Here is a 16,480-nt window from a genome sequence, read left to right as displayed (position 1 = left end):
CGATGTATTCAATTATTGATGCAGCTTTGTCTCGTGCTCGAACAATGCTCTCCCTTTTGGCGCTTATTCTTGTTGCAGGTGTTATTACCTATATCACGATACCCAAAGAATCGAGCCCTGATATCACCATCCCGATTATTTACGTTTCTGTCGGGCACCAAGGTATTTCGCCAACCGATGCAGAACGTTTATTGGTTAGGCCGATAGAACAAGAGCTGAGGTCGATTGAGGGCGTAAAAGAGATGACGGCAACCGCAGCTGAAGGCCACGCCTCTGTGGTGTTGGAGTTTAATGTCGGCGTCGATCTCACCAAAGCGATGGCCGATGTGCGTGACGCGGTTGATCTGGCTAAACCAAAACTGCCAGAAGACAGTGACGAGCCGACCGTAAATGAAGTAACACTCGCGTCTGAGCAACCTGTGTTGTCAGTTGTTTTGTTTGGTACCGTTCCTGATCGCACCATAGTGCAAATTGCCCGAGAGCTCGGAGATAAATTAGAAAGCTATCGCCAAATCCTTGAAGTCGATATTGCGGGCGATCGTGATGACATCGTTGAGATCATTGTCGATCCGTTATTGATGGAGAGCTATAGCTTAGATCAAGCGGATATCTACAATCTGATCGCTCTGAACAATCGAGTCGTTGCCGCAGGTTTTGTTGACACTGGCTACGGACGTTTCTCTGTCAAAGTCCCTTCGGTGTTTAATTCCTTAAAAGACGTGCTTGAGTTGCCTATTAAAGTGGATGGTAAACAGGTAGTCACTTTTGGCGATGTCGCCACGGTTCGTCGAGCGTTTCGAGATCCTGAAAGCTTTGCTCGTTTAGATGGCAAATCTGCGGTGGTGTTGGATATCAAGAAGCGTGCAGGTGAGAACATCATCGAAACAGTTGAGCTAGTCAAAGCGGTAATGGCTAGTGCTCAGCAACAAGCGGAATGGCCCAATAACCTGTTGGTCAAATACACCTGGGATGAATCTAAAGATGTGAAGATCATGCTTAACGATCTTCAAAATAATATTCTATCTGCCATTATTTTGGTGGTTATCGTTATCATCGCGATTCTTGGTGCGCGTACCGCTTTGTTAGTGGGTATTTCAATCCCAGGCTCCTTTCTTACCGGGTTACTGGTCCTTTCCGTGTTTGGCTTAACCGTCAACATCGTAGTGTTGTTCTCTCTGATTATGGCAGTGGGTATGTTGGTCGATGGTGCGATTGTGGTGACCGAGTTTGCAGACAGGCGAATGCAAGAAGGTGAAGGGCGTAAAGCCGCTTACCGAGATGCAGCGAAACGAATGGCGTGGCCAATAACGGCATCAACGGCTACAACCTTGGCTGCATTTGCTCCGTTACTGTTTTGGCCGGATGTGACGGGTGAATTCATGAAGTTCCTACCATTAACATTGATTGCCACGTTAACTGCTTCATTGATTATGGCGTTGCTGTTTGTTCCAGTCCTAGGTGGCTTGATCGGTAAACCTCAATACGTATCACCCCAAAGCCAAGCGCGAATGGTGGCATTGCACAATGGCGATTTCTCACAAGCGACGGGTTTAACCAAGGCGTATTACCACACGCTTTCGATTGCGATTAAACACCCATTTAAGATTCTTTTCAGTGCGATATTACTCGCAGTTGCGGTTGCTTTTACTTATTCAAAAGCGGGTCTAGGTGCTGAGTTTTTCCCAGAAGTGGACCCTCCATTCTTCAACGTCAAAGTTCGATCTCATGGTGATCTGTCTATTCAAGAAAAAGATTTGATCATGCGCGATATTGAACGAAAGATGCTCAATCATGATGAGTTTGACACGGTTTATACACGTACTGGCGGTGATGACCAGATTGGTTTGATATCGATTACTCCCGTTGATTGGCAATACCGCCGCAGTGTTAAGGCGATCATTGAAGAGTTAAAAGTGCAAACCGATCAATACGCAGGGGTCGAGATTGAATATAAGTTTCCAGACGCGGGGCCTCCGGTTGAAAATGACTTAGTGATTGAACTCTCAGCCAAAACTCCCGAGCAGTTAGATCAGGCGGCCAAGATCGTCAGAAACTGGGCTGATGGTAATCAGGCACTGACTAACATCAGCGATACTGCGAGCAAAGATGGTATTGATTGGAAGGTGGATATCCGCCGAGATGATGCTGCGCGTTTTGCAGCAGACGCGACCTTGGTGGGTAATACCGTCCAATTCGTGACTAATGGATTAAAGATCGGTGATTACCTCCCTGATGACTCATCAGAAGAAGTCGATATCTTAGTGCGTTACCCGAATGATAAGAGAGACATTGGCCGCTTTGACCAGTTAAGAGTCAAAACACCGGCTGGTCTTGTTCCGATCACCAACTTTGCTCAGATTGTTCCCGACCATAAGCAAGATACGATTAAACGCCTCGATGGTAAGCGTGTGGTGAACATCATGGCTGATATGGAAGAGGGTTATAACCTTGCCCTTGAATTGCCAAAGATTGAGCAAGCGTTAAGCGAGTTGGGCTTACCGAGTAGCGTTGAGTTCCGTATCCGAGGTCAAAATGAAGAACAAGAAAATTCTTCAGCCTTCTTACAAAGTGCTTTTTTGGTTGCACTGGCGGTAATGGCGTTGATTTTGATTACTCAGTTCAATAGTTTCTATCAAGCGTTTTTAATTCTTAGTGCGGTGTTGTTCTCAACAGTTGGTGTGTTTGTTGGTTTGCTTATCTTCCAACGCCCGTTTGGTATCGTGATGTCTGGTATTGGAGTGATTGCACTGGCAGGTATAGTGGTGAATAACAACATCGTGCTGATCGATACCTATAACCAGTTGATTAAAAGGGGCTTAGATAAGCGAGATGCGATTCTGAGAACGGGTGTGCAACGTTTAAGACCAGTAATGCTGACCACGGTTACCACCATTTTAAGCTTGATGCCGATGGTGCTAGAGATGAACATCGATTTGATTAACCAAAAAATTGAGTTTGGTGCACCGAGCACTCAATGGTGGTCGCAACTTGCTACGGCAATTGCGGGAGGTTTAGCATTCGCTACAGTCTTAACCTTGGTACTGACGCCTTGTCTGTTAATGCTAGGGCGAGACAAGAAGCCTGAAAAATAGTAGATACAGTGGTTCGATGAACATAAAGAAGAGCGCCTTAATGGGCGCTCTTCTTTTGGTCTTTATAGTGATTAGGCTTTCAATCTAATTGGTCGCGAGTAACCTAATTAGTCGCTAGTAACTGGCCGTATCGCTCAAGGTTATTCAGTCTAATCTCTGAGTTCGCAATAAATGTTGCTTTTGCTTTACCCGTTAACGACTTAGATTGAGGCAACTTAACGGTACGCGCATTCTTATGTACGCCATTGACCAAGAATTCATAGTGTAAGTGCGGGCCAGTCACTCGGCCTGTACCACCCAAAGTACCAATTGTTTGGCCTTGTTTTACGCGCTGACCGGTTTTAACCATACGTCGCTTCATGTGTAGGTACTTGGTGATGTAGGTGTTGCTGTGGCGGATGAACACGTAGTTACCATTGAATTGGTTGTAACCCGACTTCTGAACAATACCGTCACCGGCTGCCCAGATAGGCGTGCCAACAGGAGCTGCGTAGTCAGTACCTCGGTGAGCTCGAACCTTACCGGTTACGGGGTGTTTCCTGTTAGGATTAAAGTTCGATGTTACGCGACGAAAATCAATCGGTGAGCGTAAGAACGCCTTCTTCATTGCTCGACCATTTTCATCGAAGTAGTTGCCGCTCTTATCATCTAATACCGCGGTAAATGAATCGCCTTGGTTTTTGAATACGGCTGCCATGATCTTACCGCGACCAACCACTTCACCTTCAACTACTTTTTCTTGGTATAAGATTTTGAAGCTGTCGTTCTTACGAATATCTAACGCAAAGTCGATATCCCAACCGAAGATGCCCGCCAGTTCCATAATTTGGTTTGCAGTTAAACCTGCGCTTACGCCAGCGTTCCAGAAATTAGAGGTGATGTTGGCTTCGGCATAATTGTATTGGTAGGCCACTTCTTTTTTGTCGAAGCTAGAGGAAAATGAATCGCCAGACTTAGTGATCTTAAAGCTTTCAAACGCACTAAGTTGTCGTTTTAACAGAATAAGGTCGTTGTTTTCATCGAAGCCGAACTGCAATACATCGCCAGGTCTTAGATTAGACAGCTGTTTCTTAATATCATCATTGGTATTGAGTAGCGTGAGCAGCAAGCGATATGAGAGGCCAATACGCTCAAATAAAACCGAGGTGCTTTCGCCAGAACGAACAGTGTATTTCTCCCAATTGAGCACAGCTGTCGGCGGTGCATCACTTGAGCTAATAAGCGCAGAGGCATTGATAGTCAGTGGGTAATGTTTTCCCACAACTAAAGCGCCCGAATCGTCACGCAAACTGTTGACGTCGGGGAGTAAGAAAATCGCGACGAAAATTATGGCACTAAAAAATGCGATAAAAGCCCGGTGCAAAATAGGAAGGCGTGCAAAAATAGACAACATGTTCCGGTTCGTTCTGTAAATATTATGAAAATCGACGACGGAATAGTGTAACTGGTTTCAAAATACATCGCTATTCAAGTAAGATGTCTAATTAATGTATTTTTGCCAAATCTGTGGGAGTGAACAAGAATGGCGAGTATTGAAGCTGCACTAGCCGAGATCAAACGTGGCGTAGAAGAACTGATTCCAGAAGACGAACTGATTGCTAAATTAAAAGAAGGTCGTCCTTTACGCATTAAACTGGGTGCCGATCCAACTGCTCCAGATATCCACCTAGGCCATACGGTTATCTTTAACAAGCTTCGTGCTTTCCAAGAGCTTGGTCATGAAGTGACATTTCTTATCGGTGATTTCACTGCAATGGTTGGTGACCCATCAGGTAAGAACTCAACGCGTCCACCGCTAAGCCGTGAAGACGTATTGAAGAATGCTGAAACTTACAAAGAGCAAGTATTCAAGATTCTAGATCCTGCGAAAACACAAATTCGTTTCAACTCTGAATGGCTATCTGAGCTTGGTGCTGAAGGAATGATTCGTCTTGCTTCTAACCAAACTGTTGCTCGTATGCTTGAGCGTGATGACTTCAAAAAGCGTTACGCTGGCGGTCAGCCGATCGCAATCCACGAATTCATGTACCCACTTCTACAAGGTCACGACTCTGTTGCACTAGAGAGCGACGTTGAGCTTGGCGGTACTGACCAGAAGTTTAACCTTCTAATGGGTCGTGAACTGCAAAAAGCAGCTGGTCAAAAACCACAAGCGGTACTGATGATGCCACTACTTGTTGGTCTAGACGGCGTTAAGAAGATGTCTAAGTCTGCGCATAACTACATTGGTATCAGCGAAGCACCAAGCGAGATGTTTGGTAAGATCATGTCTATCTCTGACGATCTAATGTGGAGCTACTACGAGCTACTGTCTTTCCGTCCTCTTGAAGAAGTTGCGGAACTGAAAGCTGGCGTTGATGCAGGTAAGAACCCGCGTGACGTTAAAGTGCTTCTTGCTAAAGAGATCATCGCTCGTTTCCATAGTGAAGCAGATGCTGAAGCCGCTGAGCAAGAGTTCGTTAACCGTTTTGCTAAGAACCAAGTTCCTGATGAAATGCCAGAATTCGAATTCGAAGCTGGTCTGCCAATTGCGAACGTTCTAAAAGAAGCAGGTCTTGTAAACTCGACTTCTGATGCGATGCGTATGATCAAGCAAGGCGCGGCTAAGCTTGAAGGCGAGAAGATTGAAGACAGCAAATTCGTACCTGAAGCAGGTACTGCCGTTTACCAAGTAGGTAAGCGTAAGTTTGCTCGTATTACTATTAAGTAATAATGCACATCAATAATTGAACCAAAGGCATCCACGGATGCCTTTTTTATTGACCCCTATTTATTGACAGAAAGTTGACGAAACTTTGAAACGCCTATTGCTACACTATGCGCGCTGTCAAATAGACAGTAATTCTGGAGATTTTTATGAACAATACCGACCATCCTCCTAGTTTGAATGGAGAAGAATAACCTGTCTCGGTATTGATCTATTGTCCTGCCGTTCAGGTAGGGTATCTTTGTTTTTTCCCCTCATTCTTTTCCACACTCTAGATTCTAACAAGTAGACACACCAGTAGTTTTTAGCTCTTGGTGCGCCTAGTTATACGCTCTTAGTGCGCTTGGCTACATCCTCTTGGTGTACAAGTTATATGCCCTTGGTGTACTAGCTATAGGCTATTTGTTTTGATGGTCGTTACCTTTGCCAATCGGGAGATTCGCCATGACGGTAATGAACAACACTTTTTTATCTATTGAAGCTCTGTACTCAGAGCAAGACATCCAAGCTGTATCGAATGCATTTCAACAGTACGGACGTGAACAACAAATTAACCTTTTGAACCGAATGCCGCTCGAAGATGCGGTGCTAGTGCTGGGGCAATGCTCTTTGAGTACGATTCAGACTTTACTTAGTGAGCTAGAAGAGCAGGGCTTTGAGAAGCGCTCTCGACATCTAGCTCACCAACTAGGGCTGATTTACTCAGAGGTGGAGCCTCAACAGGGTTACCTTTCAACTGGAGTCATGAGTCACGTTAGGCAGCGTATCGGTTGGATTATTGCGTTAGCACTATTGGGAATTGTCTCAGGGCTTATCATTGCTCAGTATGAAGACATTCTCAGTCAGTTGGTTCTTTTGGCAATCTATATGCCGGTAATTGCAGCTGCTGGTGGTAACACCGGAACACAAGCCGCGACTTTGGTCATCAGAGCTTTAGCCACAGGTGAGTTGAAAAAACGCCAATGGGCGAACGTTCTTTGGAAAGAATTTAGAGTTGCTATCTGCTTAGCACTTGCGATTGCCTTGGTGATGATAGGCCGCATATTACTGTTCAGTGATAACCAATCAACGGGCGGTTACGATATTAATATGATTGCTTACGCGATTGCTGTCGCTCTGTTTATTCAAGTGACAATATCAACTGTGCTAGGCGCTGGGTTACCGATTGTTGCTCGGTTATTCAAGTTAGATCCTGCGGTGCTGGTGAGCCCTGTACTGGCTTCAATTGTCGATATTTCAGGGATGTGGATCTACTTCACTGTAGTGAATTCATTTTTGGGCATTGCTTAACGCCTTCAAATAAATACTTTGGAACAAAAAGCACTTCCGAAGAAAAACACCTTAGAAACAAAAATGGCGCTGAAGATTTAAGATCTTCAGCGCCATTTTTTATTATCTAATTAACAGTCTTTTACAAGTCAATCGTTATTGAGGTTTGCTCTGTGTTTGACTGAATTCAACTACATCGGTGTAGAAAGCACGTTCAAACTGGGCAATAGGTGCTTCGACTGGTTTGTCTGGGACTGGCTTATCAGGGAAGTAATCACGCACAAACTGTACGAAGATCGAATTTGGATTACCTGACTTATCTAAACCAAAACCTGCCATGTTATAGCTACCGTACAACGAACCACTTTTCGCAATAATATTGCCTTGGATTGGTGCCTTTCGCATGCTTTGACGATATTTGAGCGTGCCATCAGTGCCTGATGTTGGCATTGCATCAATGAGGTTGAGTTGTTGGTCGTGATCCCAGATGTAATGCAGAACCTGAGCCATGCTTTGCGAGGTCATGCGGTTATTCCTCGATAACCCTGAGCCATCAACCAACTGAGCTTTGCTTAGGTCAATGTTGGCCTTGGTCAGTAATATCTGCTTTATCGCTTCGGTGCCGTTATTGAAACTACCAGGCTGGACATAAAACGTTGCACCCAGTGTTTTGGTTAGGTTGTCTGCGATTAGGTTGTCTGATTTCTTTAACATGGTATCGAGCAGTTCAGGAAGCTTTTCAGAATGATGGCTTGCGACTAGCGTTGTTTTGTCTGCTTTAGCTTTTTTACCCACAATCACATCGCCATTAACTTGAATTTTCAGCTCTTTAAGCAGCGAGGTCACGACTTGGTAGGTATAAAGCTCTGGATTTTGAATCGCGAACTTGAGCGGTAGTGGCTTCTTACGCTCTACTAAGCAGCCAGAGAGCTTGTAAGCGTTGTCTGGAGTAGTAATGAGCTCTAAGTCGCATTGTGTGGCTTTCTGCCCTGAGCGAGTTACGGTGGCAGCGGTGGTTGTCACGTCTATTGGATAATGAGCTGGGACATATACCCGTGTCGAACCGTTATCTTTCGTATAAATAGAGGCTTGTGCGCAGTTGCTGTCTAAGGTCATCGAGCTAGAAGGTGCGCTGTAACAAACGCCTAGAATGTCCCAAGGCCAACCAACTGCTCGTTGATAGCCTGTATAAGCCGAGTTATCGAGGTATAAGTTGCCTTTGATGGTTTTAGATTGCGACTTAGCGTATTGAGCTAAAAGGCTTTTTAGATCTTCTCGTTGTAGTGTTGGGTCACCGCTGAATGAGATCACAGCATCTTCATTAGAACGAGCTATGCTGGTTGTGTATTGAAAGTCATCCCCTAACTCCAACTTAGCCGCCAAAGCCGTAACCAGTTTTAAAGTGCTGGCTGGTGGATAAAAGCCATCACTGTTGATATTCATTTCATTTGAACTGCCACTTAAAGATTCTAAGATCAGGCTTGTGCTACTGCCATCAGGCAGCTTATCTAGAGGGGCGTAAGCGAAAGCGCTAATGGAAAAACTACATACAAGTAATGTGGATAGAAGGCGCATAGAAGATTTCTTGGATGGCTGATGTTTTCAGTATACAGATATACAAAACGCCCGCTAGATAGCGGGCGTTTTGATTCTCAATTAACTAATTAATCAATTAGATAATCAGAATTAGAAGTCGTAACGTAGACCTAGAGCTAGCTCGTCTTCAGCGTCTGCTTTAGATGCAGGACCGTTAACAAGACCAACAGAACCTAGCTTGTCACCTTCAGAGATTAGGTTGAAGTTGTACGAGATGTACGTACGGAAGTTAGGCTTGAAGTAGTAAGTCGCATCGATAGCAACGTTGTCAGCTGAAGTTTCACCGTCAGTTTCTGCGTTGTTGTATGTTAGCGTAAATGCAGTCTTATCTAGCGTGTACGCAGTTGCAAATTCGTAACCAGTGTAGTCGCCATTTTTATCTGCTAATTCACCGTCAGTGAATACACCTGCGAAGTATAGAGCTTCAGTGCGGAAAGATGCCGCTAACATGTATTCGTTTTGCTCGTTTTGGTCAGCGTAACCCGCACCTAGCTTAAAGCCAGAATCGCCGATTGCGTAAATACCAGATAGAGAGTAGCCATCTTCGTTGTTGTCTGCGTAACCGCCGTCAACAGCGTCAGCACGATCTGCAAAGCGGTAACTTGCTTTAACACCTAGATCTTGGAATTGACCTTTGTAAGAAAGCATGTTGTCTGTACGGTCTGCTGCTGCAATTTTGTATGCCGCTGAGTTACCGTGGTAAGACATGATATCGGTAAAGTCTGTGATTACGCCTAGCGCACCATCGTTCTTACCGTATGTTACTTCACCGAATGCACCGCCGATACCAGCGTAAGTGTAACGGTGGTCAATATCGCTACCAGAAGTTGTGTCGCCGTCAACAACTACTGTGTTGTCAGCTGTAGTGTATTCACCTTCGTAGAAACCAACGCCGTATAGGCCGTCTTGGATTTCAACTTTACCTAGGAAGTTTAGACGTACACGAGAGTTGTCTTGTGCAGCGCCATCTTTTAGAGATAGACGAGCTTCCGCACGACCACCGATCTCTAGAGAAGTGCCGTTTGAGCTGTATACAGAAGTACCGTCAATACCACCAGCTTGTTTACCGTCCGCTGCCACTGCGTTAGTAGCAAGAGCTGCAGCAGATACAGCAAGCGCGATCATAGTCTTGTTCATGTTATTATTTCCTAATTACTGTCCATAGAAGTTTTATCAAGGATTTGAACCCTTTTGTGTATTGCCTGTATTAATCAGGCTTCATAATCATGATTAGAACAGAAGTCTGAAAAATGCCAGTGCAATCCATGGGTTACTTTTTACCTCTAAAGTTCCATGGTCAGTTAGTAAAATGATATAAAACTAAAAAATGAACACTGTTTTATTATATCTATTGTTGTTTAAGTGTTTGTTTTAAAGTTATTTTTATAAAAGTGTGATCTGTGTTTATTTTGTTTGTTTTTTGTTTTTTTAGGTATTTAACTCTCTACTTATTGATGGGGGAGTTATTATTCATTTTTGTGATGTCTGTAATTTAGACCTAGATAAAGCTTTTATAACGCAAAGTGGAATAAAGGTGATTTAGCCATAAAGTTTGTTTACACTAAGCCAAATCGTTTTGTTTCTATCACCCAATAAATGCGTTGGGTGTATTTATGTTGGCCAAAGAAAGCTTTGGCATAGAGGTAAAAAATGGAAAAGGTTCCAATGACAGTACGTGGCGCTCAGCAGCTACGTGACGAATTAGATCGCCTACTTAAGCTACGCCCTGTTATCTCAGCAGCTATTGGTGAAGCACGTGAACTAGGTGACTTGAAAGAGAATGCTGAATACCACGCCGCTCGTGAAGAGCAGGGTATTTGTGAAGCTCAGATCCGTGATATTGAATATAAGCTATCACTGGCTCAGATCATCGATGTAACGCAAATGGATAATACGGGCAAGATTATCTTCGGTACGACAGTGACACTGATTGATGTGGATACCGATGATGAGTTCCGCTACCAAATCGTTTCAGAAGACGAAGCAGACATAAAAACCGGTCGTATTTCAGTGAAATCGCCAATTGCTCGCGGCCTTATCGGTAAGATGGAAGGCGACGAAGTCATGATCTCTACCCCTGGTGGTGACAAAGACTTCGAAATCGACAAAGTAGAATACATCTAATTGAATTTTCTTTGTTTCTGATAAGTAAAAAGGTCGCTAAATGCGACCTTTTTCGTTTCTCACGCTACACTAACAGATAAGCGCTGTGGCTTCCTATTAGTGAAGTTAGCTTATATTAAGCTCGCTTATTTACGTGGAATCTCGATTTTACGTGCTTCTGACTGACGGAACAGTACTAGAACTTTACCGATAGTCTGTACTTTCTCAGCTTTAGTTTCACGTACAATTGCATCGATAATCAGTTGCTTAGTCTCACGGTCTTCTGATGCAACTTTAATCTTGATCAGTTCGTGGTGGTCTAGAGCTAATTCGATTTCCGCTAGAACAGCTTCAGTAAGTCCATTTGCGCCCATTAGCACGACAGGTTTTAAACTGTGAGCTAGGCTCTTTAGATGCTGCTTTTGTTTGGTACTTAGGTTCATTACGCGGCCAATTTTATTTAGTATTAGGGTTGAAAAAACCTATTTTAACGCCATCTAAAGCTGAAGACTATAATTTATTCAGCAATTAGTACTTTCCTCCAATTTAGGTATCCAATGAGCAAACAGAAACACTCGGCCAGTTCAGGCCGTTGGTTGAAGGAACACTTCGACGACAAGTACGCAAATGAAGCAAGAAAGAAAGGCTATCGTTCACGTGCTTATTTCAAAATGGAAGAGATTCAAACGAAAGATAAATTGCTGTCTCCTGGGATGACCATTGTGGATTTGGGTGCAGCACCTGGCGGTTGGTCTCAATATGCTGCTAAGATTGTTGGAGACAACGGACAAATCATTGCGTGTGACTTGTTGCCAATGGATCCGATTGCTGGTGTTAGCTTTTTACAAGGCGATTTCCGCGAAGAAGCTGTGCTAGATGCCTTGTTGGAACGTATACAACCAAACATGGTTGATGTCGTGATGTCAGATATGGCACCGAATATAGCAGGTAACAATTCTGTGGATCAGCCAAGAGCTATGTATTTAGTTGAATTAGCTTTGGATATGTGTCGACAAGTTCTAGCTACCAATGGTAGTTTTGTTGTAAAAGTATTCCAAGGCGAAGGGTTTGACCAATACGTTAAGGACGTCCGTGAGATGTTTAAAACAGTAAAAGTTAGAAAACCCGACTCTTCTCGAGCTCGATCTCGTGAAGTGTTTATCGTAGCAACTGGTTACAAAGGTTAACGATTCTCTTCCAAGAGTGAGAGTTAACAACATGGCTACAGGTTACAAACTGTAGTACCCTACCTTTAATTACAATTAGTTATCGAGAGGCTTACACCTTGAGTGACATGGCAAAAAATTTAATTCTGTGGCTTGTTATCGCGGTAGTGTTGATGTCGGTATTCCAGAGCTTCGGCCCTGGGGAAAGTAACGGCAGAGCAGTAGATTACACCACGTTTGTACAGGAAGTTGGCCAAGGCCAGATTCAAGACGCACAGTTCAATAACAGCGAAATCACTTTCACACGTCGTGGTGGTGGCTCTAAGTATGTAACTTACATGCCTGTTTATGATCAAAAGCTACTTGATGACTTAATTAATCAAAACGTAAAAGTTCAGGGTACACCACCTGAAGAGCAGAGCCTGCTTGGCACTATCTTCATCTCATGGTTCCCAATGATCTTACTGATTGGTGTATGGATTTTCTTCATGCGTCAAATGCAAGGCGGCGGCGGCGGTAAAGGCGCGATGTCTTTCGGTAAGAGTAAAGCTCGAATGATGAGCGAAGAACAAATCAAAACGATGTTTGCTGATGTTGCTGGTTGTGACGAAGCAAAAGAAGACGTGAAAGAGCTTGTGGATTACCTTCGTGACCCAAGTCGCTTCCAAAAACTGGGTGGTAAGATCCCGACAGGTATCCTGTTGGTTGGACCTCCTGGTACGGGTAAAACATTGCTTGCAAAAGCGATTGCCGGTGAAGCGAAAGTACCGTTCTTTACTATCTCAGGTTCTGACTTCGTTGAAATGTTTGTTGGTGTTGGTGCATCTCGTGTGCGTGACATGTTCGAACAAGCAAAGAAAGCGGCGCCTTGTATCATCTTTATCGATGAAATCGATGCTGTAGGTCGTCAACGTGGCGCTGGTGTTGGTGGTGGTCACGATGAACGTGAACAAACACTAAACCAAATGCTGGTTGAGATGGATGGTTTCGAAGGTAACGAAGGTATTATCGTTATCGCTGCGACTAACCGTCCAGATGTACTAGACCCTGCATTACTTCGTCCTGGTCGTTTTGACCGTCAAGTTGTGGTTGGTCTACCAGATGTACGTGGTCGTGAACAGATTCTTAAAGTACACATGCGTAAAGTGCCATTATCGGGTGATGTGGAACCATCTCTGATTGCTCGTGGTACTCCAGGTTTCTCTGGTGCAGATCTTGCGAACCTTGTGAATGAAGCAGCGCTATTTGCTGCTCGTGGTAACAAGCGCAATGTATCTATGGTTGAGTTTGAACTTGCGAAAGATAAGATCATGATGGGTGCCGAGCGCCGTTCAATGGTGATGTCTGAAGAAGTGAAAGAGTCAACGGCTTACCACGAAGCGGGTCACGCAATTGTTGGTCGTTTGGTGCCAGAACACGATCCAGTGTACAAGGTGTCAATCATTCCACGTGGTCGTGCACTTGGTGTGACGATGTACCTACCTGAGCAAGACCGCGTAAGCATGTCTCGCCAACATCTAGAATCAATGATCTCTAGCTTGTACGGTGGTCGTCTTGCTGAAGAGCTTATCTACGGTAAAGACAAAGTTTCGACTGGTGCGTCTAACGATATCGAACGTGCAACTGATATTGCTCGTAAGATGGTTACGCAATGGGGCTTCTCTGAAAAACTGGGTCCTCTTCTTTATGCTGAAGAAGAAGGTGAAGTTTTCTTAGGTCGCGGTATGAGCCAAGCGAAACATGTTTCTGACGATACGACTAAGCTTATCGATGACGAAATTCGTATTCTAATCGACCGTAACTATGCTCGTGCGAAGCAAATTCTTGAAGAGAACATGGATATCATGCACTCGATGAAAGACGCGCTAATGAAGTTTGAAACGATTGATGCAGGTCAGATTGATGACTTGATGGAACGTAAAGACGACATTCGTGAGCCTGCTGGTTGGGGTGATCAGGCGAAAGCAGAACCTGCAAAGGAAGAAGCTAAACCTGAAGCGAAATCAGAAGAAGCAACAGCGGAACCAAAAGCTGAAGAGCCGAAAGTTGAAGAAGTTAAATCTGAAACAGATGATGCTCAAAACAAAGATTCTTAATTGCTAAGCTTTAAATTAAAACCCTGAGTACGCTCAGGGTTTTTCTGTTTCTAGCCCAAGATGTTTTTACCTTAAGACCCGCCTTCCATGATATTAAAAGCACATAATAAAACGCTCGTTTTAGACCGCCCACATGTGATGGGTATCCTCAATGTCACGCCTGACTCTTTCTCTGATGGCGGAAAATTCAATTCATTAGATAATGCTTTACTGCAAGCAGAACGAATGATTCAAGCTGGTGTTAGCATTATTGACATTGGTGGTGAATCAACTCGTCCGGGAGCGCCTGACGTAGCTTTAGAAGAAGAGCTCGCCCGCGTTATACCTGCCATTAAAGCAATTCGCGCTAAGTTCGATGTGTGGATCTCCATTGATACCAGTAAAGCTGAAGTAATGCGTCAAGCCGTTGAAGCGGGCGCTGATTTGATCAATGATGTGCGCGCATTACAAGAGCCCGGAGCTCTAGAAGCGGCCTCCGATGCTAAGGTTCCTGTTTGCCTGATGCACATGAAAGGTCAGCCAAGAACCATGCAAGCCAACCCAAATTACGATGATGTCCTAACGGATGTTGAAGCGTTCTTAAAAGAAAGGGTGGAGGCTTGTGAGGCTGTTGGCATATCAAAAGAGCAGTTGATTCTGGATCCTGGTTTTGGTTTTGGTAAAACCATTGAGCATAATTACCACCTATTAGCGCACCTTGAAAAGTTTCATACGCTTGGGTTGCCAGTCTTAGCGGGGATGTCGAGAAAGTCGATGATCTTTAAGTTATTAGACAAAGCCCCAGCAGATTGCATGGTCGCTAGCGTTACTTGTGCGACCATCGCTGCAATGAAAGGTGCACAAATTATTCGCGTTCACGATGTAGAAGATACATTGGAAGCGATGAAGATAATCGAAGTGATGAATAACAATCACTAATCATAATTAAGGAAAATCAATATGTCTGATAAGAGACGTTACTTCGGCACAGATGGTGTACGTGGCAAAGTTGGCCAGTACCCGATTACACCTGATTTTGTTCTGAAGCTTGGCTGGGCTGCAGGTCGTGTTCTTGCGAAACAGGGCACAAAGAAAGTCATCATTGGTAAAGATACTCGTATATCTGGCTACATGCTTGAGTCTGCGTTAGAAGCTGGCCTTGCTGCTGCTGGTCTTCAGGCTACGTTTACTGGCCCAATGCCAACACCTGCTGTTGCTTACCTAACTCAAACCTTCCGCGCTGAAGCGGGGATTGTTATATCTGCATCGCACAACCCTTACTACGATAACGGTATCAAATTCTTCTCTTCTGAGGGAACAAAACTGCCAGATGATATCGAGTTGGCGATTGAAGCAGAATTGGATAAAGACATCGAATGCGTTGACTCATTCGAACTTGGTAAAGCGGTACGTTTGAACGATGCGGCTGGCCGTTACATCGAGTTCTGTAAGAGCACATTCCCAAATCAGATGACACTTGCTGGAATGAAGATTGTTGTCGATTGTGCACATGGTGCGACTTACCATATTGCACCTGCTGTATTTAAAGAACTAGGTGCTGAAGTAATTGCGATTGGTGTTGAGCCAAACGGTACTAACATCAACCACGAAGTAGGTGCGACGGATGTTCGTGCTCTGCAAGCAAAAGTACTTGAAGAAAAAGCGGCCTTAGGCCTTGGCTTTGATGGTGATGGTGATCGTATCATTATGGTTGACGAGCTAGGCAACAAAGTTGATGGTGACCAAATTGCTTACATCATTGCTCGTGATGCACTGCGTCGCGGTGAGTTGAAAGGTGGCGTTGTTGGTACACTAATGACCAACCTTGGTATGGAAAACGGCCTTAAGCAGTTAGGTATTCCGTTTGTACGAGCTGCTGTTGGTGACCGTTATGTAATGGAACAGCTTCTTGCTAAAGGCTGGAAGATCGGTGCCGAAAACTCGGGTCACGTTATCCTGCTAGATAAAGTGACGACGGGTGATGCTATCGTTGCTGCTCTGCAAGTATTGGCTTCAGTTGTTGATAGCGCAATGACACTGAATGAGTTGTCTCAAGGTATGACGTTATACCCTCAAGTTCTAGAAAACGTTCGTTTCAGCGGAGATTCAAACCCACTAGAAGCCGAAGCGGTAAAAGCAGCGGTTGTTGAAGTAGAAGCTGAGCTTGGTGAGAAAGGTCGTGTGCTATTACGTAAGTCTGGCACAGAGCCACTACTGCGTGTCATGGTTGAAGGCGAAGATGCTGAGCTTGTTCAATCATCAGCACTTAAGATTGCAGATGCAGTAAAAGCAAACTGCTAATTTAGTGCTTTACTCAGCAGGTACAATCAAGAGTACCTGTACGTAAAAACGGTTAAATTATAGAGTGGTCAAAAGGGGCATAAATGAGTTTCGTGTCGCTTTTGGCCTTTTTTTAACCGTTCACTTGGTAAAGGCTTATTTTTTAGCAAATTCTCCTTGTCAGCCATCGTC

The 16,480-nt window shown here is 44.3% G+C and carries 12 protein-coding genes; 8 read left to right on the top strand and 4 right to left on the bottom strand.

Annotated features, from left to right (window positions below):
* The first annotated feature begins 2 nt into the window (after positions 1–2).
* Positions 3–3,092: an efflux RND transporter permease subunit gene (locus tag OQJ75_RS01385; protein ID WP_265970580.1), complete on the top strand. Its 3,090-nt coding sequence runs from the start codon at positions 3–5 to the stop codon at positions 3,090–3,092.
* 103 nt (positions 3,093–3,195) lie between these two features.
* Here OQJ75_RS01385 and OQJ75_RS01380 read toward each other — a convergent pair whose 3' ends face one another.
* Positions 3,196–4,485, bottom strand: a complete 1,290-nt coding sequence (locus OQJ75_RS01380; protein ID WP_265970579.1) for a peptidoglycan DD-metalloendopeptidase family protein — start codon at positions 4,483–4,485, stop codon at positions 3,196–3,198.
* Positions 4,486–4,614: 129 nt separating this feature from the next.
* On the opposite strand from OQJ75_RS01380, the gene tyrS reads away from it, so the two are divergent.
* Both tyrS and OQJ75_RS01370 read left to right on the top strand, forming a co-directional pair.
* Positions 4,615–5,802 (top strand): tyrosine--tRNA ligase, encoded by a 1,188-nt coding sequence (gene tyrS / locus OQJ75_RS01375; protein ID WP_017059402.1) that lies wholly within the window; start codon positions 4,615–4,617, stop codon positions 5,800–5,802.
* Positions 5,803–6,243: 441 nt separating this feature from the next.
* On the top strand, positions 6,244–7,089 hold the full coding sequence (locus OQJ75_RS01370) for a magnesium transporter (protein WP_265970578.1): 846 nt from the start codon (positions 6,244–6,246) through the stop codon (positions 7,087–7,089).
* Positions 7,090–7,224: 135 nt separating this feature from the next.
* On the opposite strand, the gene dacB is transcribed toward OQJ75_RS01370, so the two are convergent.
* Both dacB and OQJ75_RS01360 read right to left on the bottom strand, forming a co-directional pair.
* The gene (gene dacB, locus OQJ75_RS01365) at positions 7,225–8,643 is read right to left on the bottom strand and encodes a serine-type D-Ala-D-Ala carboxypeptidase (protein ID WP_265970577.1); all 1,419 of its coding nucleotides are present in this window, start codon (positions 8,641–8,643) and stop codon (positions 7,225–7,227) included.
* Positions 8,644–8,754: 111 nt separating this feature from the next.
* Complete coding sequence (locus OQJ75_RS01360) at positions 8,755–9,801, bottom strand: porin (RefSeq protein ID WP_265970576.1); 1,047 nt, start codon at positions 9,799–9,801, stop codon at positions 8,755–8,757.
* Between the two features lie 513 nt (positions 9,802–10,314).
* On the opposite strand from OQJ75_RS01360, the gene greA reads away from it, so the two are divergent.
* The gene (gene greA / locus OQJ75_RS01355) at positions 10,315–10,788 is read left to right on the top strand and encodes a transcription elongation factor GreA (protein WP_017059397.1); all 474 of its coding nucleotides are present in this window, start codon (positions 10,315–10,317) and stop codon (positions 10,786–10,788) included.
* A gap of 125 nt (positions 10,789–10,913) precedes the next feature.
* Here the strand turns inward: greA and yhbY are convergent, their stop codons facing one another.
* The gene (gene yhbY / locus OQJ75_RS01350; RefSeq protein ID WP_265970575.1) at positions 10,914–11,210 is read right to left on the bottom strand and encodes a ribosome assembly RNA-binding protein YhbY; all 297 of its coding nucleotides are present in this window, start codon (positions 11,208–11,210) and stop codon (positions 10,914–10,916) included.
* Positions 11,211–11,324: 114 nt separating this feature from the next.
* Between yhbY and rlmE the strand changes: the two genes are divergently transcribed.
* The 4 genes from rlmE (at position 11,325) to glmM (ending at position 16,309) form a co-directional block, all read left to right on the top strand.
* Positions 11,325–11,954 (top strand): 23S rRNA (uridine(2552)-2'-O)-methyltransferase RlmE, encoded by a 630-nt coding sequence (rlmE, locus tag OQJ75_RS01345; RefSeq protein ID WP_017059396.1) that lies wholly within the window; start codon positions 11,325–11,327, stop codon positions 11,952–11,954.
* 107 nt (positions 11,955–12,061) lie between these two features.
* On the top strand, positions 12,062–14,029 hold the full coding sequence (ftsH, locus tag OQJ75_RS01340) for an ATP-dependent zinc metalloprotease FtsH (RefSeq protein ID WP_265970574.1): 1,968 nt from the start codon (positions 12,062–12,064) through the stop codon (positions 14,027–14,029).
* A gap of 87 nt (positions 14,030–14,116) precedes the next feature.
* The gene (gene folP / locus OQJ75_RS01335) at positions 14,117–14,947 is read left to right on the top strand and encodes a dihydropteroate synthase (protein WP_248372687.1); all 831 of its coding nucleotides are present in this window, start codon (positions 14,117–14,119) and stop codon (positions 14,945–14,947) included.
* Between the two features lie 21 nt (positions 14,948–14,968).
* Positions 14,969–16,309, top strand: coding sequence for a phosphoglucosamine mutase (gene glmM, locus OQJ75_RS01330; protein ID WP_248397710.1), 1,341 nt, complete (start codon positions 14,969–14,971; stop codon positions 16,307–16,309).
* Positions 16,310–16,480: the final 171 nt, after the last annotated feature.

Origin of the sequence: Vibrio sp. 14G-20 (genome assembly GCF_026241515.1) — a bacterium.
Taxonomy (GTDB): domain Bacteria; phylum Pseudomonadota; class Gammaproteobacteria; order Enterobacterales; family Vibrionaceae; genus Vibrio.
Note: the sequence above shows the minus strand (reverse complement) of the source record. Positions and strands in the feature narration are given on the sequence as shown.